Origin of the sequence: Sphingobium sp. SA916, assembly GCF_002894065.1 — a bacterium.
Lineage (GTDB): Bacteria > Pseudomonadota > Alphaproteobacteria > Sphingomonadales > Sphingomonadaceae > Sphingobium > Sphingobium fuliginis.
Map to the genome: position 1 here is coordinate 32,778 of NZ_LXYF01000041.1, position 20,352 is coordinate 53,129.

A 20,352-nucleotide genomic window follows, 5' to 3' on the forward strand; every position below is an offset into this window, starting at 1 on the left:
TGAAGAAACTTGACCACGGCGTCAACCTCTGGCCCAAGACAATCGATGCGGGGATTATTGCAGGAAAATCTGGCGGAGACCGCCAATGCCTATATGGCGTGGTGGAGGCTGGCCGGCGTGGATTGCGCCATCGGGGAGGAACCGACCAACTGGTTGCGTCCCGTTCAGGAGCCGCCGCGAACGCGGATCGCCGCGCCCGACGATGCTCCCGCCCAGGCGAAGCCCCAGTCTTTCGACTCCTTCCTGACCTGGCTTGCGGAGGATGCCGCCCAGCCGGAGCGGCGCTGGCCGGGCGCCGCGCTCATGCCCGCAGGGCCTGTCAACGCACCTCTCATGGTCATCACCGACATGCCCGATCCCGCAGACATCGGGGCAGGAGCCCTGCTCAGCGAGCGTGCGGGTCAATTGTTCGATGCCATGTTGCGGACGATCGGCCTCAAGCGGCAGGACATCCATCTCGGGTCGCTCTTCCTGTCCCGTCCGCCGGGCGCGATGGTGGAGGCGTCGGACCTGGCGGCGGCCGCCGCGCGCATGCGCACACATGTGATGCTTGCCTCCCCCCGAAGATTATTGTTGTTGGGCGACCGAACGATCCGCACCCTTCTGCCAACGCCGGAGACAGGTTTACGGAATTTTAACCATGATGGCGGCACCTTACCCGCCTTCGCCACATTTCACCCGCGTTTGCTGCTTGGCCAACCCGCAGCAAAGGCAGAATGTTGGCGTGTGCTGCAAGGTCTGATCGAGGAAATGACTGAGTGATTCGCGCAACCACCCTTTCATCATGCCTGGCAGCGCTGGCTTTCGCCGCGACGGCCATGCCGGCAAACGCCGACACGGCGGTTACTGTTCCCGCGATTGCCAGGGAATTGCCCTCATCGCCTCTCCAGCTGAGCGAGGCCGACAAGGGCCGGTACAGCGCCATTTACGCCGCCTTGCGGGACCAGAAATGGATGGATGCGAAGGCGATGATCGGCGCGCTGGACGCGCAGGACGCTTTCCGCCCGGTCGCCCTGGCCGAACTCTACCTCGCAAGGAATTCCCCCAGGGTCGAGCTGTTCGAACTGCTCGACCTCATCAACAAGGCGCCATGGCTGGACAAGGCCGATCAGCTTTCCCGGCTGGCGCAGAAGCGTGGCGCCACGATCCTGCCCACCCTGCCCCAGGTGCAGAAGATGGTCTGGCTGGGTGGCGCGCCCCGCCGCGAATATGTGTCGGCGGTGAAGACCGATGCGCTGGCTCAGGCACTGGTCGGTCAAATCCAGCCCTTCATCAAGAATGACGATCCGGCCGGCGCCGAAGCCCTGCTTTCCACCGGTGAGGCGGGGCTGACGCCGGAGGGCCTGACCGAAGTGCGGCAGCGCATCGCCTGGGCCTATTATATCGAAAGCGACGACGCCAACGCCCGGCGCATGGCGGCGAAGGCCCTTGGAGGCCGGAGCGGCGGCGATTGGGCTGTTCAGGCCTATTGGACCACCGGCCTTGCGGCCTGGCGCCAGAATGACTGCCGGGCCGCTGCGCCCGCTTTCGGCAATGTCGCGGCGCTGGCCGGCAATAGCGACATGCGCGCAGCAGGCGCCTATTGGGCGGCGCGCGCCTATATGGTGTGCGGAGAACCGGAGCGGGTCGAAGCCCTGCTGAAGACCGCTGCGCGCTCGGAAGAGAGCTTCTACGGTCTGCTGGCCCGCGAAACGCTGGCCGTGCCGCTGGGCGGCGCGCCTGCCGCACCTCGCTTCGGCGCCACCGAATGGCAGCAGCTTAAGGACAGCCCTAATGTGCGGGCAGCCGTCACCCTGTCAGCCATTGGTGAAACGGCACGAGCGGACCAGATCCTGCGCTATCAGGCGAAGATCGGCGGGACCAGCCAATATGATGCGCTGATCCGGCTGGCGGGCGCGCTGAGCCTGCCGGAAACCCAGCTCTGGCTCGCTCATAACGGTCCTGCGGGCAAGCAGCCGGGCAGTTTCGCGCGCTTCCCCGCGCCCGATTGGCGGCCGGATGGTGGATGGCGGGTCGACCCGGCGCTGATCTATGCCCATGCGCTCCAGGAATCCGGTTTCCGCCGGGATGTCGTGAGCAGCGCAGGCGCGCGCGGACTGATGCAGGTGCTGCCCAGCACGGGCAGCCTGATGGGGCTTTCCGCGTCCGATCAACTGTTCGTGCCGTCGACCAATATGGAATATGGCCAGCGCTACCTCGAAAATCTGCGCGACATGGGCGCGACCGGCGGGCTGCTGCCCAAGGTGATGGCCGCCTATAATGCCGGGCCGATGCCCGTCGAGCGTTGGAACAGCGAAGTGAAGGACAATGGCGACCCGCTGCTGTTCATCGAATCCCTGCCCTATTACGAAACGCGCGCCTATGTGAACATCGTGATGCGCAACTATTGGATGTATCAGATCCAGGCGAAGGGCAGTGCGGAATCGCTGGCCGGCATGGCGCAGGGACTTTGGCCGACCTTTCCGGGAACGAAGGGCACGCGCCTGGTCCGCCTGGCTCCCAGGAAGCCGATGGCCAGCGCAAACATCGCCGCCAGCATTGCCGGCGGTTCCGACTGATGCCGATCGACGAAGGCCGGCCCTTCCTGCCGGTTCGGATTGCATTGCTGACAGTGTCGGACAGCCGCACGGCCGCCGACGACAGGTCGGGCGACATTCTGGCGGATCGCATTGCCGCCGCCGGCCATGTCCTGGCCGACCGTCATATCGAGCGGGACGAACGCTCGGCCATCGTCGCGCGTCTGCATGCCTGGATCGACGATCCGCAGATCGACTGCATCATCACGACAGGCGGAACGGGAGTCACGGGCCGCGACGTCACCCCGGAGGCTCTGGCGCAGGTGCAGGACAAGGAAATTCCGGGCTTTGGAGAGTTGTTCCGCTGGCTCAGCTATCAAAGCATCGGCACGTCCACCATCCAGTCGCGGGCGACCGCCTGCGTCGCAGGGGGCACCTATATCTTCGCGCTGCCTGGATCGACGGGCGCGGTGAAGGATGCCTGGGACGGCATCCTCGTCAGCCAACTCGACAGTCGTTTCCGGCCCTGCAATTTCGTGGAACTCATGCCGCGCCTGACCGAACGCTGAGACATCGCCACAATTTGCGGCCTCATTTGGTCGGCGCAGGGTTTTCCTTGAAGAATTTGCTGGCCTCACCCAGCATGACCGTCCACCAGTCGATCACATCCGCGAAATTCTTCTGGTTAAGCCCGCCGACGGTCGTCACGTCATAGGCGACCGCTAGCGATCCGTCGTCCCAGACGGACATCTGCGCGAACCTCTTGTCCTTGTTCCATTTATTGGCAAGCTCCGGCGTATTGCCGCCGTCATCCTCAAAGCTCACCTGAAATTGCAGCGATCCGCAATGCCGCGTCTGCTCGCATTCATAGAAGAAGATCGAGTAATCATAGCCGCTCGCCGCGCTTTCGATCTTCGGATTGCCGGTCTGCTTGCTCTTGCCCAACAGCGCCTTGTATCCGGCGGCCTGAAGCGCCTGCACCACGGTTTGCGGATCGCTCGCGCATATCAGGCCCGCACCGCAGGCCCCAGTGTCGGCAGCCAGGCCGGGCGTTGCCAGAGCCATCCACAAGCCTGCCGCGGCGATGATCTTCCGCATCATGTCCCCCTTTTCGAATGGGCTTCAGATGAACCGGCGGATACGGCCTTGTCAACATGTTCCCTTTATGTTCTAATTAGAAGATGGCGGTTGAGAAAGGCAGAGGTGCGACGGTAAACGGCGAAAGCCGGCGTTTCAACATGCCCGAACGAACGGCCGACGGCGATTGGCTGGATGCCCTGACCGACATTGACGGCGTCCCGCCGCGGCGGCGTACGGAGGTGACGGTAGAACGCCCTCGAACCATCATCAGCCGCAACAACTCTCCCGACATTGCCTTCAGCCAGTCGATCAACGCCTATCGGGGCTGCGAACATGGCTGCATCTATTGCTTCGCCCGTCCGACCCATGCCTATCACGACCTGTCGCCCGGCCTGGATTTCGAAACCCGGCTGTTTGCCAAGCCCGACGCGGCAACGTTGCTTCGCAAGGAGCTTTCCAAGAAATCCCATCAGGTCAACCCGATCGCGATGGGCACCAATACCGATCCCTATCAGCCGATCGAACGGGACTGGAGGATCACCAGACAATGCCTTGAAATATTATGGGAATGCCGTCATCCGGTCTATATCACGACCAAATCCGACAGGATATTGCGCGACATCGACCTGCTGACCTGCATGGCGCGGGAAGGGCTGGTCGCGGTGATGATTTCGGTGACCTCGCTGAATCCCGCCACGGCCAGAACGCTGGAACCGCGCGCGCCGCATCCGCTTCGCCGGGTGGAGGCGATCCGGCGGTTGGCGGATGCGGGCATACCGGTCGTCGCCAGCATATCGCCCATCGTTCCCGCTATCACCGATCATGAGATAGAGGATATTGTCGCTCGCGTCGCATCGGCTGGCGCACGGGACGCCAGCTATATTCCCGTCCGCCTGCCGCATGAAGTCGCCCCGCTGTTCCGCGCCTGGCTGGAAGAACATTATCCCGACCGCGCGGCCAAGGTGATGGCGATCATCCATGACATAAGGGGCGGTCGCGACAATGACGCGAATTTCGGCAGCCGGATGCGCGGGCAGGGAGTATGGGCCGACCTGATCCGCACGCGTTTCCAAAAGGCACGGAAACGGGCGGGCTTCACTGGAGAACGGGTGACTCTGCGCACCGATCTGTTCCGAAGGCCGGAGGGTGACCAGATGAGCCTATTCTAGGGGTTCAGGCTTCAAATCGAGCGGTGAGACCAGCTTTGAACATGGCGACGGTGAGGGCAAGCTGTCCTTGACCGGAGGAAGCTCAACCCGCCACCAAGCGCAAGCCCGAACGCCGATTGCGTGCGCGATAGCCGTCCGCTTTGGCTTCCATCCGTTCGAACGACCCAATGCGCAGGCCGGCAATCGTCGCGATGCTGTCGACCTGGTCCGCACCGATCAGATAATCGTCGCCCAGGAACAGCCGCGCCGCCTTGCCTCCCCCCACGGGCGCACGCAGGAAGACTTCGCTCCGTCCTCCCTTCGCGCGCGCCAGAAGCTGCGCCAACGTCCCGATTGCGGCTGCATCGCTCACATCGACCACCAGTTCCATGCGGGAACTATTGGCCAATTGGCGGAAAGGCTCCACCCCGCGGACTGTCACCCGCGGCGTTTCTTCGCCCGGCAAGCGGTCCAGTTCAACCATCAGCAACGCGCAATCGCCTTCGCGCGCCATATCTTCGATAGCCTTGCAGGCATCCTCATCGAAGCAGCTTGCCTGAAACTGACCGCTGCTGTCGGAGAATGTTGCGGCGGCATAGCGCGCACCGCGCTTGGTTTCACGCCAGCGCACATCCTCAACCATGGCCGCCATCACGCCGGTGGCACGTCCGCCCTCCGCCACCGGTTCGGCGCAAATCGCGCCATAGCTTTTCGCGCCGCGCGCCTCTGCCAGATGGCGGTAGCGGTCCACCGGATGCGCGGAGAAATAGAAGCCGAAGGCATCCTTTTCCTGCGCCATGCGGTCCGCCGTCGACCAGGTCTGGTGCGGCGGGATGCGGACATCCGCATGCGGCGTTTCCACATCTCCGAACAGGCCGCCCTGACCGCTTTCCCTTGCCTCCGCAGCGCTGGAGGCGACGCTGAGGATCGTTTCCGCCGCTGCATGGACACCGGCCCGGTCGGCATGCACGCCGTCGAAGGCGCCAGCCGCCGCCAGGCTTTCCAATTGCCGCCGGTTGAGCAGACGCGGCTCGATCCGGTCGGCAAAATCGTCCAGCGACTTGAACGGGCCGCCAACCTCCCGCTCGGCCACAAGCTGTTCCATCGCCTTCTCGCCCACGCCTTTCAGCCCGCCCAGCGCATAGCGTACGGCAAAGCCCAGGCGCGGGTCGTCGCCTTCATATTGGACCGGCTCGACCGAAAAATCCGCCAGGCTGCGGTTGATGTCCGGCGCCAGGCAGCTCAGCCCCATGCGCCGCATGTCGTCCACGAACACGGTCAGCTTGTCCGTCAGGTGGATGTCGAAGGCCATGGACGCGGCATAGAATTCCGCCGGATAATGCGCCTTCAGCCAGGCGGTCTGATAGGCGAGCAGAGCATAGGCGGCGGCGTGCGACTTGTTGAAGCCATAGCCCGCGAACTTGTCGATCAAGTCGAACAGTTCGTTCGCCTTGCCCGCCGCGATGCCGCTGTTCGCGCACCCCTCGACGAAGCGGGCGCGTTGCGCATCCATCTCCGCCTTGATCTTCTTGCCCATGGCGCGGCGCAGAAGGTCGGCATCGCCCAGCGAATAGCCCGCCAATATCTGCGCGGCCTGCATCACCTGTTCCTGATAGACGAAGATGCCATAGGTCTCTTCCAGGATCGGTTTCAGCAATATATGTGGATATTCAATTTCTTCCTGACCGTTCTTGCGACGGCCGAACATCGGGATGTTATCCATCGGCCCGGGGCGGTAGAGCGACACCAGCGCGATGATGTCCCCGAAATTGGTTGGACGCACGGCGGCCAGCGTCTTGCGCATGCCCTCCGATTCCAACTGGAACACGCCGACCGTATCGCCCCGCTGGAGCAGTTCATAGACTGCCGGATCGTCCCAGCCGAGCGAATTGAGGTCGACCTCCACCCCCCGGCCCGCAAGCAGTTGCACCGCCTTCTGCAAGACGGACAGCGTCTTGAGGCCAAGGAAGTCGAACTTCACCAGCCCCGCGCCCTCGACATATTTCATGTCGAACTGCGTCACCGGCATGTCGGAGCGCGGATCGCGATAGAGCGGCACCAGTTGCGACAGCGGCCTGTCGCCGATCACCACGCCCGCCGCATGGGTGGAGCTATGGCGCGGAAAGCCCTCCAGCTTCATCGCATAGTCGATCAGCCGCCTGACCTGCGCGTCATTGTCATATTCCGCCCTGAACTCCGCCACGCCGTTCAGCGAGCGTTCCAGCGTCCAGGGATCGGTCGGATGGTTGGGCACCAGCTTGGCCAGGCGGTCGACCTGCCCATAGCTCATCTGCAGGACGCGGCCCGTGTCCTTCAGGACGGCGCGCGCCTTCAGCTTTCCGAAGGTGATGATCTGCGCGACATGGTCCGTGCCATATTTCTGCTGGACGTAGCGGATCACCTCGCCTCGCCGCGTTTCGCAGAAGTCGATGTCGAAGTCCGGCATGGAGACGCGTTCCGGATTCAGGAAGCGCTCGAACAGCAATCCCAGTTGCAGCGGGTCCAGATCGGTGATCGTCAGCGCCCAGGCGACGACCGATCCAGCGCCCGAACCGCGTCCCGGCCCCACCGGAATGTCATGATCCTTCGCCCATTTGATGAAGTCGGCCACGATCAGGAAGTAGCCCGGAAATCCCATCTGGATGATGATGTCGGTTTCGAACTGCAGCCGGTCGAAATAGGGCTTTCGCGCTTCCTCGTCGGTGATGCCGGCCTTGGCCAGCCGGGCTTCCAGCCCTGCCGTCGCCTGCTCGCGCAGCATCTTCGCCTCGCCCTCTATGTCGCCGGCCAGGCTGGGGAGGATGGGCTTGCGCTTGGGGGCGGCAATGGCGCAGCGCTGGGCGACCACCAGCGTATTGGCGAGCGCTTCGGGCAAATCCTCGAACAGGCGCCTCATCTCCGCCGCCGGTTTCATCCAGGCGTCCGGCGAACTGGTGCGACGGTCGGGCGTCTCGACATAGGCGCTGTCGGCAATGCAGAGCATCACGTCATGCGCTTCGTGAAAATGCGGCTCGGCAAAGCAGGTCGGGTTGGTCGCCACCAGAGGCAGGTCGCGGGCATAGGCAAGGTCGAGCAGTTCCGGTTCCGCCTTCCCTTCGATGGGGTCGAAACGGCGGCAGATTTCGATATAGAGCCTTCCGGGAAACAGCGCTTCCAGCCGACTGGCATAGGCCAGCGCCGCAGCGGGCTGATCCTCGGCGAAGAGCCGCGCCAGCGCGCCTTCCCCTCCGGCGGTCAAGGCGATCAGGCCATCGGTCCGCCCCTCCAGCATGTTTAGGCTGATATGCGGCACCTCTTCGACCGGCCGGTCGAGATGCGCCATGGATACCAGCGCACAGAGATTGTCATAGCCGACCGCATCCTGCGCATAGAGGGCGATCCAGTCGTGCACGGGCGCCGCATTGGCCGGCCGGTCGGGGCGCGAAATGCCGATCATCGCGCCGATGATCGGCTGCACCCCCTCCCCCTTGCAGGCGTCGGAAAAGGCCATGGAGCCATACAGGCCGTTACGGTCGGTGATGGCCGCAGCGGGAAAGCCCAGAGCCCTGGCCTGCTTCGCGATCTTCTTGGGGTCGATCGCCCCCTCCAGCATGGTGAAGGATGAAAAGACGCGAAGGGGGACGAAACCGGCATGAGGCATGACCTCATCTAGGCATTCCCACCGATTCGGCGCCAGCCCCCGGACGCAGAAAGTCGTGGGTAAAATTGCGCCGTCACTGGCCGATGGTTAACACATCTCCAACTATTGAGTTCTAGCCTGAGCGGATCATGCGTCTATCCACCATTACCAACTATGCCTATGGCGCCACCGTGGCCCTTACCCTGGCTTCTGGGGCGGTCATGCTGATGGCCTCCAGCGCGGAAGAAAAGGAGCGGGCCGCCGTCGAGCAGCGGGCCGTGTTCGACCAGATGACCGCCACGCTGGAGGAAGACACCTATCGGCTGACCGAGCAGGCGCGCGCCTATGTGATTACGGGCGATCCGTCGCATATCATCGCCTATCGGCGGGAGAAGGCGGCGCTCCGCTCTGTCGAGCAGCGCATCCTGCATCTGCGCGACCGGGGAGCAAGCATCAGCGAACTGGCGGCGTTGCGGCAGGGGTTGCACTGGGCCGACGCGCTGACCGATGAGCAGGAAGCCGCCATCAACGCCGCCGAAAAGGGAGACCGGGAGACCGCGCGCACCATAGTCTTCGGGGACGAATATGGCCGGGAACTCGATCGCGTCGCCGCCCAGATCGGCAAGTTCCAGTATATGCTGGATCAGCGGGCGGAAAACACCGTCCAGCAGGCGACCGAAGCGGCCCGGCAGTGGCGCATCATGTCGGAAATCATGCTGGGTGCTACCGCCCTGCTGTTCCTGTGCGTGCTCTACTTCATCCTGAAGCAGCGCATATTGCGTCCGGTGGTGAGGCTGAGCGATGTCGTGACGCGCCTTGCCGCGCAGGACTACGCCGCTGTGCCGCCCGACTTTCCCCAGGTGGACGAGATTGGCGACATGGCGCAGGCCATCCGCATTTTCCGGGAAAACGGCCTGGAAAGGCAAAGGCTGGAGCAGGAACGCGATGCGGACCGGATCACGCGCGACCAGCTTTCCCGCATGACGCAACGGCTGCAGGGATGCGGCAGCACCAGCGACCTGGTCGAGGTCGTCCGGCGTTTCGCGCCTGAGATCGCGCCGGGTTTTGCCGGGCGGCTCTACATTCACGACACGCGCCGCAACATGATGGTGCAGGCCTGCGACTGGCTGTCGCCCCGGCAGTCGGGCGGCGATTTTACACCCGCCGCTTGTTGGGCGCTGCGGCGGGGGCAGATTCACAAGCCGGCCGGCGATCTGGTCGACATTCCCTGCGAGCATCTGACGGGAAATGCGCAGGTCCGCACCATCTGCATACCGCTGACGGCGCAGGGGGAGAGCATCGGCCTACTCTATGTCGAGCAGCCCGAGGATCGTACCGCCGACCAGATCGGCCGCACCGAGAAATATCTGGAGATGCTGGCGGAAAATATCGGCCTGGCTCTTGCCAATCTGCGGCTGCGCGATGCGTTGCGGCAGATGGCCATGGCCGATCCGCTGACCGGGCTGGCCAATCGTCGCCGCTTCGATGCGGTGTTCAACGAACAGGTGGCCCATGCCGAAAGCGCCCTGACGCCGCTGGCCTGCCTGATGGTCGACATCGATCATTTCAAGCGGTTCAACGACGCCCATGGCCATGATGCGGGCGATGCCGTGCTGCGCGCCGTGGGCGGCGTGCTGGACGAAGCGTTGCGGGAAAAGGATTGCGCTTTCCGTCTGGGCGGGGAGGAGTTCGTGCTGTTGATGCCCGGCTTCGCGCAGGACCAGGCCATCGACCGCGCCATTCAGGTGCAGCAGAAATTGCAGGAACTGCGAGTCGAGCATCGGGGCGAAGAACTGGGGCCGATCACAGCCTCCTTCGGCCTTGCCGTCTTCCCCGACCATGGCAGGGCGGAAACACTGGTCCGGACGGCGGACGCCGCGCTGCTTCGGGCGAAGAATCAGGGACGGAACCAGATCGTCATCGCGACGGTTCGGGATGCGGCGTCACATTCCGCCTGAACTTTCCTCCAGCAGTCCTTCATGAAGGCGGACAACCCGGTCCATCTTCTCCGCCAGTCTTTCATTATGCGTCGCCACCAGCGCGGCGGAACCTTCCTCGCGCACCAGCCGCAGGAATTCGGCCAGCACGACGTCGGCGGTCCGTTCGTCCAGATTGCCGGTGGGCTCGTCCGCAAGGACCAGCGCAGGCCGGTTGGCCAGCGCCCGCGCCACGGCCACGCGCTGCTGCTCGCCGCCGGAAAGCTGGCTGGGCCGATGTTCCAGCCGATGGCCAAGCCCCAATGACCCGAGCAGGGATTCGGCGCGAGCGCGGGCCGTTGCCATCTCCGCATCGCGGATCACCTGCGGCAGGATGACATTCTCCACCGCATTGAAGTCGGGAAGCAGATGGTGGAACTGATAGACGAAGCCCAGCGCATCCCTGCGAAGCCGCGTCCGTCCGTCATTGTCGAGCTTCGCCGCTTCCTCGCCCGCGATGCGGATCGATCCGTCGAAGCCGCCTTCCAACAGTCCTACCGCCTGGAGCAGCGTCGATTTCCCCGATCCCGACGGACCGAGCAACGCCACGATCTCTCCCGGCGCCACCGACAACTCGACACCGCGCAACACCTCTATGGTGACGCCGCCCTGGGTGAAGCTGCGCTTGAGGCCTGCGACCTTCAATATCTCATTCATAACGCAGCACCTGCACGGGATCGGTATTGGCGGCCTTGAACGCGGGATAGAGCGTCGCCAGGAAGCTGAAGATCAACGCCATCAGGCAGATGATGACGATCTCCACCGGATCGGGCTTGGCCGGCAATTCGGTAAGGAAGCGGATCGAGGGGTCCCAGAGATTCTGCCCCGTCATGAACTGGATCGCGTTCACCACGCTCTGACGGAAGAACAGGAAGGTGAAGCCCAGCACCATGCCCGCCGCCATGCCCAACGCGCCGATCGTCACGCCCACGGTCATGAATATCTTCACCAGCCCGGCCCGGCTCGCACCCATGGTCCGCAGGATGGCGATGTCGCGCGTCTTCGCGCGCACCAGCATGATGAGCGAGGAGAGTATGTTGAAAACCGCCACAAGCACGATGATCGACAGCACGACGAACATGGCGACGCGCTCGACCGCCAGCGCCTCGAACAGCGAGGCATTCATCTGCCGCCAGTCGGTGACGATAGCGCGGCCCGCGACCTTGCCGGCCAAGGGTTCCAATATGGCGGCCACCTGGTCGGCGTTGACGGTCTCCACCTCGATCATGCTGACGACGTCGCCCAACAGCAGCAATGTCTGGGCGTCCTCCACCGGCATGACGACGAAGGCCTTGTCATAATCGTAGATGCCGACCTCGAAAATGGCGGCCACTTGATAGGATACCTGCCGCGGCACCGTGCCGAAGGGCGTCGAACGGCCCGCGGGATTGATGATGGTAAGGCTGTCGCCCAACTGGATTCCCAGATTTTCCGCCAGCCGCGACCCTATCGCCACCTTGCCGCCATTGGGGGTCAGCGCGCTCAGGCTGCCGGCCACGACCTTCGCCTTCAGCGTTGCATTGTTGCGGATGTCGTTCACGGCCATGCCGCGCACCAGCACCGCTTCCACCCGCCCCTGAAAGCTGCCCAGCAGGGGCTGATCGATCAATGGCGTGGCGCTGGTCACGCCGGGCGTCGCCTTCGCCTCCCTCAACACCGCCTTCCAGTCCGGCAGGCGTCCGCCATAGCCCTGGACGACGGCATGACCGTTAAGGCCCACGATCTTGTCGAACAGTTCGGCGCGAAAGCCGTTCATCACGCTCATCACGATGATCAGCGCCGCCACCCCCAGCATCACGGCGGCCAGGCTGATGCCGGCAACCAGGAATATGAACCCCTCCCCCTTGCCGGGCAGCAGGTAACGCTTGGCAATCATGCGTTCGTATCGGGATAGAATCATGACGGCGCGAATGGCCTCTCGATTGGACAGGCAGCCCGTCTAGCATGCTATCGACCGACGGCAAGCATTGCCGGATTGTTGCACCGGAGCCACAGCCTCGCGGGGAAAATCACAAGGCTGGGAAATAGCCCGTGACAGCGGCCTGCTCTATACATAGCACAGGCGACGAAGCACAGGTAAATGGCCGTGGTTCAGGGATACTGCATCCCGCTTCGAGCTTAGGGGGCTGAGAAGCGGTTGAGGCAGGCCAAGGGGGAGACGAGCAATCGTCCATTAGTACCCGGGTCGTGGAAACACGGCCCGGGTACTTTTCTTTTCGGGCTTGAACGACCAGCTGCTGGGCCGCCTCCGGGCATGTGAACAAGGCTGCGCATGGCGCCCGCCACGCACCCAAAATCCCGTCGCCAGACCACTTGAAACGCTTTTCCATCGAACCATATCAAAGCCGTCCAGCCGCCATATGGGGTTGGACATGGTACCGCCGGATGCCTTGTTCTGGGTCCGGCATGTTCATTTTGCTCTTTGGGAGATTATGACAATGCGTGGTTTTGACCTTACCCCCTATCGCCGCTCGACCGTGGGCTTCGATCGTCTCTTCGACCTGATCGAGAACAACGCCCGGTTGCAGCAAGGCGACAATTATCCCCCGTTCAACATCGAACGGATTTCCGAAGATCGCTATCGCGTCACGCTGGCCGTCGCGGGCTTCCGGACGGACGAGATCGACATCACTGCCCAGCAGAACCTGCTCCAGGTCACCGGGCGCAAGGAAGAATCGCAGGGCGGCGACCGCTCTCGCTTCCTGCATGTCGGCATCGCCAACCGCAGCTTCGAACGCCGCTTCGAACTCGCCGATTTCGTGCGGGTCGAAAAGGCCGACCTGGCCGATGGTCTGCTGACGATCGAACTGGTGCGTGAGGTTCCGGAGGCGATGAAGCCGAAGAAGATCGCGATCAACGGCGGTCAGCTCGTCGAGATCAATGCCGATCGCGACGCGGCCTGATCCGCTTGGATGGAAGATGGGGCGCGGCGGTTCTGCCGCGCCCTTTATATGGATCAGATCTCGACCTGGCTGCCCAGTTCGACCACGCGATTGGTCGGCAGCCGGAAGAATTCCATTGCACTTTCCGCATTGCGCAGCATCCAGGCGAAAATCTTCTCCCGCCACAGCGGCATCCCCGGCTTGGCCGACGGCAGCAGCGTCTGCCGGGCTAGGAAGAAGCTGGTGTCCATCATCCTGAACGCCTGACCGCAACCAGTCACATTCTTGAGCGCGGCGGGGACGTCGGGCTCCTGCATGAAGCCATATTGCAGCACCAGCCGGAAGAATCCGCGGCCCAGATCCTCCAGCTTGAAGCGCCCGTCATCTTCTACAACCGGCACATCCTTGATCTTGACGGTCAAGAGGATGACGCGCTCATGCAACACCTTGTTGTGCTTGAGATTATGCAGCAGCGCATGGGGAACGCCATCGGGCGTGGAGGTCATGAAAACCGCCGTACCGGGCACCCGAACCGCGCTGTTCGCGGCGGACGCGACGAAGACGGGAATCGGCATGGCCGCTTCGCGCAGCCGGTCCTGAACCAGACGGCGCCCGCGCGACCAAGTGGTGAGCAGGGTGAAGATCACGAAGCCGATCAGCAGCGGGAACCAGCCGCCATCGGGCACCTTGGTGAAATTGGCGGCCAAATAGGCGCCGTCCACCAGGAACAGCACCGAAAGCAGAGGCGCCGAATAATACCAGCGCCATTTCCATAGCCGGTAGAGCAGCACCGTCAGCAACACATTGTCGATGAACATCGCGCCCGTGACGGCGATGCCATAGGCGGCCGTGAGGTTCGACGAGGTCTGGAACACCAGCACCAACAGGATCACCATGACCATCAGCCCCCAGTTGATGAGGGGGATGTAGATCTGGCCGGCCGTCGACGCGCTGGTATGCGCAATCCGTAGGCGGGGCATGAAGCCGAGCTGGATTGCCTGCTGCGTGACGGAAAAAGCGCCGGAGATCACCGCCTGGCTGGCGATGATCGCGGCCAGCGTGGCCAGCCCGACCAGCGGCAATTGCGCCCATTGCGGCGCCAGATAATAAAAGGGGCTGTGAAGGGCGGCCGCGCCCTCCCGGAACAGCAGCGCGCCCTGCCCCATATAGTTCATCATCAGGGCAGGCAGGACGAAGGTCAGCCAGGATACGCGGATCGGGCTGCGTCCGAAATGCCCCATATCGGCGTAGAGCGCTTCCGCGCCCGTCACGGCCAGCACGACCGCGCCCAGGGCGAGGAATGCCGGCAGCGGGTCGGTGACGAAGAACATGACCGCCCAATAGGGATTGAAGGCGTGGAGGATGCCCGGCGTCTTGACGATGCTGATGATGCCCAGAACCGCGATGGTCAGGAAATAGAACAGCATGATCGGGCCGAACAGCGATGCGACCCGGTTGGTCCCCAGTCCCTGTATCCAGAACAGGCCGAGCAGGATGACGATCGCGGCCGGCAGGATCAGCGGCGCAAGGCTGCTGTTGTAGACCGCCAGTCCCTCGACCGCCGACAGCACCGACACGGCGGGCGTGATCATCGAGTCGCCGTAGAAAAGGGACGTCGCGAACACGCCGAGCAGGACGATGCCGCGCGACCATCGCTGCGTCCTGGTCTGGCCGTTGATCAGGGCGAGCAGGGCGAGACTGCCTCCCTCCCCCTTGTTGTCCGCACGCATGATGACGGTGACATATTTCAGCGTCACGACCAGCATCATCGACCAGAACATCAGGCTGATGACGCCCAATATATGATCCGGATCGAGGTCCAGATGATGATGCCCGGCGAATGTTTCGCGGAAGGCATAAAGCGGGCTGGTGCCGATGTCCCCGAAGACGATGCCGATCGCACCGACGACCAGCTTCAGCGTGGCCTTCTGTCCGGCATGACCGTGATCATGGGCGCCCTCGTCATCGACGCGCACGGCGCCGTTGGTGATCTCGTCAGCCATGAAGAAAATGCCGAATTGTCATGATCTTTGGACACCCGAACGGGGAAGCGGCCCGTCTTGTCATTCCATAAGCCCCCGCAAACCGCCGCGCCCTATCACGGCTCCCGGGTGGTGGCAATGATGCCGCTGCGGCTTCGACCGTCTATCGGCCTTCGGACCCGAGCATGGCATCGATACGCGCGATATTGCCTTCGAGTTCCTTCCTGACCTCGCTGCCTTCGGGGGCGCTGGCGGCCAGCGGGGCCCAAAGGGCGCGGGCTTCCTTGAGTTGCCCCGCCCGGGCGAGGGCCAGTCCGTAGAAATAGCGGGGCGCCGGACCTTCGGGATCGATCGCCATCGACCGGCGATAGGCGAAATCGGCGGCGGGAGACAGCACTCCGCCTGCATGCGCGACCAGCGCATTGCCGAAGCCCAGCCACAAATTGGGATCGTCCGGAGTCTCGCGAAGTCCGGACAAAAGGACGTTCGCCGCTTCCTTCGTCTTCCCCTGTCGGCCAAGGCCGTCCGAAAGCATCAGCCATTGGCCCGCCTTGCCATAGCGCTCGGCAAGGCCCCGGCGTTGCTCGGCCAGCTTCTCGTCGAACGCGGCGCCGCCCCTGTCGGCCGCCTGCCGGGGCGAGCCGGCCAGTCCGGGACGGCCCTGCCACGCATAGCCGGCCAAACCCAGCAACAGCGCAGCGGCCGTGATTTCCCAGGCCGACCGCGGCACCCGCCCGACAAGGACAAGCGCCACGCTCACCAGGACCAGCAGGGCGCCGGCAATGATCCAGCCGGTCATGCCCGCCTCCCCCGCTTGATCCGACCGCGCAGCAGCAGCAGCCCCAATCCCAGCAGGATCAGGGGCGCGGCCCAGAGCGGCCAGAGGATCGGATCGGCTGTCGGTTCATAGCTGACCCAGTCGCCATAGCGCTCGATCAGCCAGGCGCGGATATGCTCGGGCTCTTCCCCCGCCATGATGCGCTCGCGAATCTGGGAGCGCATGTCGCCGGCCATGCTGGCATTGCTGTCGGCAATCGACTGACTCTGGCAGGTGAGGCAGCGGATCGTCTCCATCAGCGTCCGCGCCTTCTTCTCCAGGGCCGGGTCTTCGATCTGGCGGTCGGCATAGGGCGCCGGCGGCAGCGCGGACTGGGCGAAGACCGGCACGCTCAGCATCAACGCCAGCAGGGCGACCAGCATCCTCATTGCGCGTTCCTCAGCCGGTCCAGGATCATCGGCACATCATCCTCGCGGATGTCGCCGACATGCTGATAGGCGATGCGGCCCCTTCCATCGATGATGAAGCTTTCGGGCACGCCCGACGAACCCATGGCGATCTGCACCTCGCTCCGCGCATCCAGGCCGATGCGGGAATAGGGATTGCCATAGCGCTTGAGGAAGGCGTCGACATCGGGCCGGGCATCGCGGATGGCGATGGCGTCGATCTCCACGCCCGCCTGCCTGAGCGCCAGCAACTGCGGCGCCTCGGCCGCGCAGGGCACGCACCAGCTCGCGAAGATATTGAGCAGGCGCGGCTTGCCGGTCGCGAGTTCCGAACTTGCCAGCGGCGGCCGGTCGCTCGCGGCGGCAGGCAGGACAAAGGCGGGCAGCGCCTTGCCCACCAGTTTCGAATTGATGATCCGGTCGTCCGGACGCAGCAGCCCGCTGGCAAACAGCCCGAAAAAACCAAGGAACAGCGCCAGCGGCAGCCAGATCAGCAGCTTCCTCATGCGCCGGCCTCCACGGCCCTGCGCGCCCGCCATTTGAGCAGCCATCCGCGCCGTTCCCGCCCGACCAGCGCCAGCGCGCCGCCCACAGCGATCAGGAAACCGCCCAGCCAGATCAGCGTCACGAAAGGCTTCCACCAGATGCGGAGCTGCCAGCGGCCTTCATCCGCCTCCTGCCCCAGCACGACATAGAGCTGGCCATTCCAGCGGGTCAGCAGAGCGGCCTCCGTCGTCGTCGTAGGCGGCGAGGCGAAGAAGCGGGACTGCGGGTAGATCAGGACCGGCTCCCCACCGTTCCGGCTGGCTTCCATATCCGCCTGGAGCGCGGTCCAGTTATCGCCCGCTATCGGCAGGATCTGCTTGAACCGGATCGTCCAGCCCGCCGTCTCCACAGTATCGCCGGGGCGGGCGGCCACCAGCTTTTCCACCGTGAAGGCCGAATCGCAGGCCATGCCCGCCAGGCTGACCGCGCAGCCCAGATGCGCGATCACCATGCCCCAGGTGAAAAGCGGCGTGCGACGCAGATTGCGCTTCCAGAGCGGCGCGACACTCCCCACAGCGACGGCCAGGGCGATCACCAGGCCGAGGAAAGGCAATATGCCGATCCGTCCCCAGGCGAATGCCGACAAGGCGAGGAAAACCAATCCCGCAATTATCAGCGGGACGGCTATGCGCCGGCTCACCTCCCGCATCCGGTCGCGCCGCCAGCGGGTCAGCGGCCCGAGGACCATGACGATCATCAAGGCAAGCGCGACAGGCCCGGCGATGCGGTCGAAATAGGGCGCGCCGACCGAGACCTTATGGCCGAAGGCCTCGGTCAGCAGCGGATAAAGCGTACCGATCAGCACCAGCCCCAATATGACCGACAGCAGCAGATTGTTGACGACCAGCATGGTTTCCCGGCTGACCAGCTCGAACGGCGCGCCCTCGCGGACCGCGCCCACGCGCCAGCCGAACAGCGCCAGCGCCCCGCCGATATAGATGCCCAGCAACGCCAGGATGAAGGTTCCGCGCTCCGGATCGACGGCAAAGGCGTGGACGCTGGTCAGGATGCCCGACCGGACGAGGAAAGTGCCGACCATCGACATGGAGAAGGCGACGACCGCCAGCATCACCGTCCAGGCGCGCAGGGCGTCGCGGGTGGCCAGCACGGTCACGCTATGCAGCAGCGCCGTCGCCGCCAGCCACGGCATGAGCGAGGCGTTCTCCACCGGGTCCCAGAACCACCAGCCGCCCCAGCCCAGCTCATAATAGGCCCAATAGCTGCCCGCCGTGATGCCGAGCGTCAGCAATATCCACGCCCCCAATACCCAGGGCCGCATGGCGCGCGCAAAGGCCGCGTCGACCTGCCGGGTCAAAAGCGCCCCCACGGCAAAGGAAAAGGCGACCGACAGGCCGACATAGCCGAGATAGAGGGTCGGCGGATGGAAGGCGAGCCCAGGGTCCTGCAACAGCGGATTGAGCCCCTGCCCGTCTGCCGCCGGCGGATCGATCCGCGCGAAGGGATTGGAGGCGAAAAGCAGGAAGGCGTAGAAACCAAGACTGATCGCCGCCTGTCCGCCCAGCGTCGCCATATGGGTTTCACGCCGCAAGGCCCGCTCGAACAAGGCGACGGCCGATCCGGCGACGCCCATCACCGTCACCCAGAGCAGCATCGACCCTTCATGATTGCCCCAGGTTCCAGCGAATTTGTAGAGCCATGGCTTCATCGAATGGCTGTTGGTGGCGACGAGCAGGACCGACATGTCGGACCGCAGGAACAGCATGATCAGCAAGGCGAAGGCCGTCGCGGTCAGCACCCCCTGCGCGACCGCCACCGGACGGACGGCGCCCAGCAGCTCGCTCTTGCCGCCCGCCAGCCCGATAGCGGCCAGCGCCAATTGAAGCAGCGCCAAGGACGCGGCGAGCCATAATGCGGCAAGGCCGGCTTCAGCGATCATGCTGCCGCTTCCTCCCCGGATGCTTCGTGACCATGAACCAGATGCCGGGCCTGCTCCGCCCCTTCGAGTTGCGGAGCGCGGGGCCTGACGGATGCTGAACCAACCCCAGCATGACCTTGCCGATGAAGCTGGCTCTCGCTCACCTTTCGGCCTTCATCTTATGGGTTTTTTCATCATAGCTCATGCCTTCCAGTTCACGCGGCATGTAGCGTTCGTCATGCTTGGCCAACAGGTTGGTGGCCTGGAATGTGCCGCCCGCATCGAAAGCACCTTCTGCCACCACACCTGAACCTTCGCGGAAAAGGTCGGGCGTGATGCCCTTGAAGCTCGCCGGAACGGTCGCCTTGCCGTCGGTGACGTCGAAATGGATGGTGACGCCGTCGCTGGCGCGCTTCAGGCTGCCCTTGACCACCATGCCGCCCAGCCGGATCGCCTTGCCCGGCTCGACGCCCTTGGTCTTAACGTCATTGGGCGCGTAGAAATAAGCCGCCTCGTCCTTCAGCGCGGAAGCGGCCAGCAATCCCGCGCCGATCAGCGCGAGCAGGGCCACCACGGCCAGGATCAGCCTTTGATGCTTTGCCTTCATGCCCTGCCCGCCGATACCCTGTCCGCCGATGCCCCGTCCGCCGACGCCCTGCGTTCAGCGTTGCGCATCGCGCGCCAACTGAACAGGCTGATGAGGCCGGTGCCCGACAAGGTCAGCGCATAGGCGCCGATGACGAAAGCCCATTGGTTCATATCCTCACCCCCGCGCCAGCCTTTGCATGCGCGCTTCGATCTTGTTCTGCGCCAATATGGCGCGCATGCGCATCAGCACGATCGCGGCGAAAAGCAAGGTAAATCCGGCGAGGGTGAAGCCGAGCGGCCAAAGCAGCGCGGTATCGATGCTGGACCCGCGCAGCGTGATGCTGGGCCCCTGATGCAGGCTGTTCCACCAGACGACGGAGCGGTTGATGATCGGGATGTTGATCGCGCCCACCAGCCCGAAAATGGCTGTCACCGGGCTCACCCCGCCGCTGCCCTGCCGCGCGCTGGCATTGGCGAGCGCGATGTAGCCGAGATAGAGGAAGAACAGCACCAGCATGGAGGTCATGCGTCCGTCCCATTCCCACCATGTGCCCCAGGTCGGCCGGCCCCAGATCGATCCGGTGATAAGGCAGATCGCCGTGAAGAAAGCGCCCGGCATGGCGATGGCCCGGCCCGCGACGGCCGCGAGCGGATGGCGCCAGACGAGCTGCATGAGGGCAGCGACGGCGATTCCGGTCCATCCGCCCATGCCCAGCCACGCAGCCGGCACATGAATGTAGAGGATGCGCACCGTATCCCCCTGAAGATAGTCCGCCGGGGTCACGAACAGGCCGCAGCCGGCGCCGGCCAGCAGCAGGATCAGCCCCGGCCAGAACAGCCAGGCGGTCAACGGCCGGGCAATTTTGAGGAAGCGTGCAGGATTGGCGAAACGATGCATGAGAAGAGGCTATTAGC

The 20,352-nt window shown here is 64.1% G+C and carries 18 protein-coding genes; 6 read left to right on the forward strand and 12 right to left on the reverse strand.

Annotation, left to right across the window (positions count from 1 at the left end; genetic code table 11):
- Window positions 1–45 precede the first annotated feature (45 nt).
- Genes A8G00_RS12720 through moaB form a run of 3 tightly spaced genes read left to right on the forward strand, consistent with a single transcriptional unit; the run spans window position 46 to window position 3,085 of the window.
- Window positions 46–762, forward strand: coding sequence for a uracil-DNA glycosylase family protein (locus A8G00_RS12720; RefSeq protein ID WP_048577097.1), 717 nt, complete (start codon window positions 46–48; stop codon window positions 760–762).
- Window positions 759–2,558: a lytic transglycosylase domain-containing protein gene (locus A8G00_RS12725; protein WP_103000835.1), complete on the forward strand. Its 1,800-nt coding sequence runs from the start codon at window positions 759–761 to the stop codon at window positions 2,556–2,558. Before A8G00_RS12720 ends, A8G00_RS12725 begins: the two co-directional genes overlap by 4 nt.
- On the forward strand, window positions 2,558–3,085 hold the full coding sequence (moaB, locus tag A8G00_RS12730; protein WP_103000836.1) for a molybdenum cofactor biosynthesis protein B: 528 nt from the start codon (window positions 2,558–2,560) through the stop codon (window positions 3,083–3,085). Before A8G00_RS12725 ends, moaB begins: the two co-directional genes overlap by 1 nt.
- Window positions 3,086–3,107: 22 nt before the next feature.
- Here moaB and A8G00_RS12735 read toward each other — a convergent pair whose 3' ends face one another.
- Entirely contained in the window at window positions 3,108–3,617 is a 510-nt protein-coding gene (locus A8G00_RS12735) for a YbjN domain-containing protein (RefSeq protein ID WP_253257990.1), read from the reverse strand.
- Between the two features lie 80 nt (window positions 3,618–3,697).
- Here A8G00_RS12735 and A8G00_RS12740 point away from each other — a divergent pair, with 80 nt between their 5' ends.
- Window positions 3,698–4,765, forward strand: coding sequence for a PA0069 family radical SAM protein (locus tag A8G00_RS12740; protein WP_103000837.1), 1,068 nt, complete (start codon window positions 3,698–3,700; stop codon window positions 4,763–4,765).
- 82 nt (window positions 4,766–4,847) lie between these two features.
- Here A8G00_RS12740 and dnaE read toward each other — a convergent pair whose 3' ends face one another.
- The gene (gene dnaE / locus A8G00_RS12745; RefSeq protein ID WP_103000838.1) at window positions 4,848–8,384 is read right to left on the reverse strand and encodes a DNA polymerase III subunit alpha; all 3,537 of its coding nucleotides are present in this window, start codon (window positions 8,382–8,384) and stop codon (window positions 4,848–4,850) included.
- Between the two features lie 128 nt (window positions 8,385–8,512).
- Between dnaE and A8G00_RS12750 the strand changes: the two genes are divergently transcribed.
- A complete protein-coding gene (locus A8G00_RS12750; protein ID WP_103000839.1) occupies window positions 8,513–10,321 on the forward strand; it encodes a diguanylate cyclase in 1,809 nt (602 codons plus the stop codon).
- On the opposite strand, the gene A8G00_RS12755 is transcribed toward A8G00_RS12750, so the two are convergent.
- A complete protein-coding gene (locus A8G00_RS12755) occupies window positions 10,307–10,996 on the reverse strand; it encodes an ABC transporter ATP-binding protein (protein ID WP_103000840.1) in 690 nt (229 codons plus the stop codon). The genes A8G00_RS12750 and A8G00_RS12755 overlap by 15 nt on opposite strands.
- Window positions 10,989–12,239 (reverse strand): lipoprotein-releasing ABC transporter permease subunit, encoded by a 1,251-nt coding sequence (locus A8G00_RS12760; RefSeq protein WP_103000841.1) that lies wholly within the window; start codon window positions 12,237–12,239, stop codon window positions 10,989–10,991. Before A8G00_RS12760 ends, A8G00_RS12755 begins: the two co-directional genes overlap by 8 nt.
- 538 nt (window positions 12,240–12,777) lie before the next feature.
- Here A8G00_RS12760 and A8G00_RS12765 point away from each other — a divergent pair.
- Window positions 12,778–13,242: an Hsp20 family protein gene (locus A8G00_RS12765; protein ID WP_007685769.1), complete on the forward strand. Its 465-nt coding sequence runs from the start codon at window positions 12,778–12,780 to the stop codon at window positions 13,240–13,242.
- Window positions 13,243–13,295: 53 nt separating this feature from the next.
- Here the strand turns inward: A8G00_RS12765 and A8G00_RS12770 are convergent, their stop codons facing one another.
- The 8 genes from A8G00_RS12770 to ccmC form a co-directional block, all read right to left on the reverse strand.
- Window positions 13,296–15,224 carry a potassium transporter Kup gene (locus A8G00_RS12770; protein ID WP_025547421.1) on the reverse strand — a complete coding sequence of 643 codons (1,929 nt, stop codon included), beginning with the start codon at window positions 15,222–15,224 and terminating at the stop codon, window positions 13,296–13,298.
- Window positions 15,225–15,366: 142 nt separating this feature from the next.
- Complete coding sequence (locus A8G00_RS12775) at window positions 15,367–16,002, reverse strand: cytochrome C biosynthesis protein (RefSeq protein ID WP_103000842.1); 636 nt, start codon at window positions 16,000–16,002, stop codon at window positions 15,367–15,369.
- On the reverse strand, window positions 15,999–16,409 hold the full coding sequence (locus tag A8G00_RS12780; RefSeq protein ID WP_025547423.1) for a cytochrome c-type biogenesis protein: 411 nt from the start codon (window positions 16,407–16,409) through the stop codon (window positions 15,999–16,001). Before A8G00_RS12780 ends, A8G00_RS12775 begins: the two co-directional genes overlap by 4 nt.
- Window positions 16,406–16,933: a redoxin family protein gene (locus A8G00_RS12785; protein ID WP_082166194.1), complete on the reverse strand. Its 528-nt coding sequence runs from the start codon at window positions 16,931–16,933 to the stop codon at window positions 16,406–16,408. The genes A8G00_RS12780 and A8G00_RS12785 overlap by 4 nt, the downstream gene beginning before the upstream one ends.
- Window positions 16,930–18,870, reverse strand: coding sequence for a heme lyase CcmF/NrfE family subunit (locus A8G00_RS12790; protein WP_103000844.1), 1,941 nt, complete (start codon window positions 18,868–18,870; stop codon window positions 16,930–16,932). The genes A8G00_RS12785 and A8G00_RS12790 overlap by 4 nt, the downstream gene beginning before the upstream one ends.
- A 139-nt stretch (window positions 18,871–19,009) precedes the next feature.
- On the reverse strand, window positions 19,010–19,456 hold the full coding sequence (gene ccmE / locus A8G00_RS12795) for a cytochrome c maturation protein CcmE (RefSeq protein WP_044662383.1): 447 nt from the start codon (window positions 19,454–19,456) through the stop codon (window positions 19,010–19,012).
- On the reverse strand, window positions 19,453–19,608 hold the full coding sequence (locus tag A8G00_RS25170; RefSeq protein WP_172451852.1) for a hypothetical protein: 156 nt from the start codon (window positions 19,606–19,608) through the stop codon (window positions 19,453–19,455). The genes ccmE and A8G00_RS25170 overlap by 4 nt, the downstream gene beginning before the upstream one ends.
- A gap of 4 nt (window positions 19,609–19,612) precedes the next feature.
- Window positions 19,613–20,335 carry a heme ABC transporter permease CcmC gene (ccmC, locus tag A8G00_RS12800; protein ID WP_048577085.1) on the reverse strand — a complete coding sequence of 241 codons (723 nt, stop codon included), beginning with the start codon at window positions 20,333–20,335 and terminating at the stop codon, window positions 19,613–19,615.
- Between the last annotated feature and the right edge of the window lie 17 nt (window positions 20,336–20,352).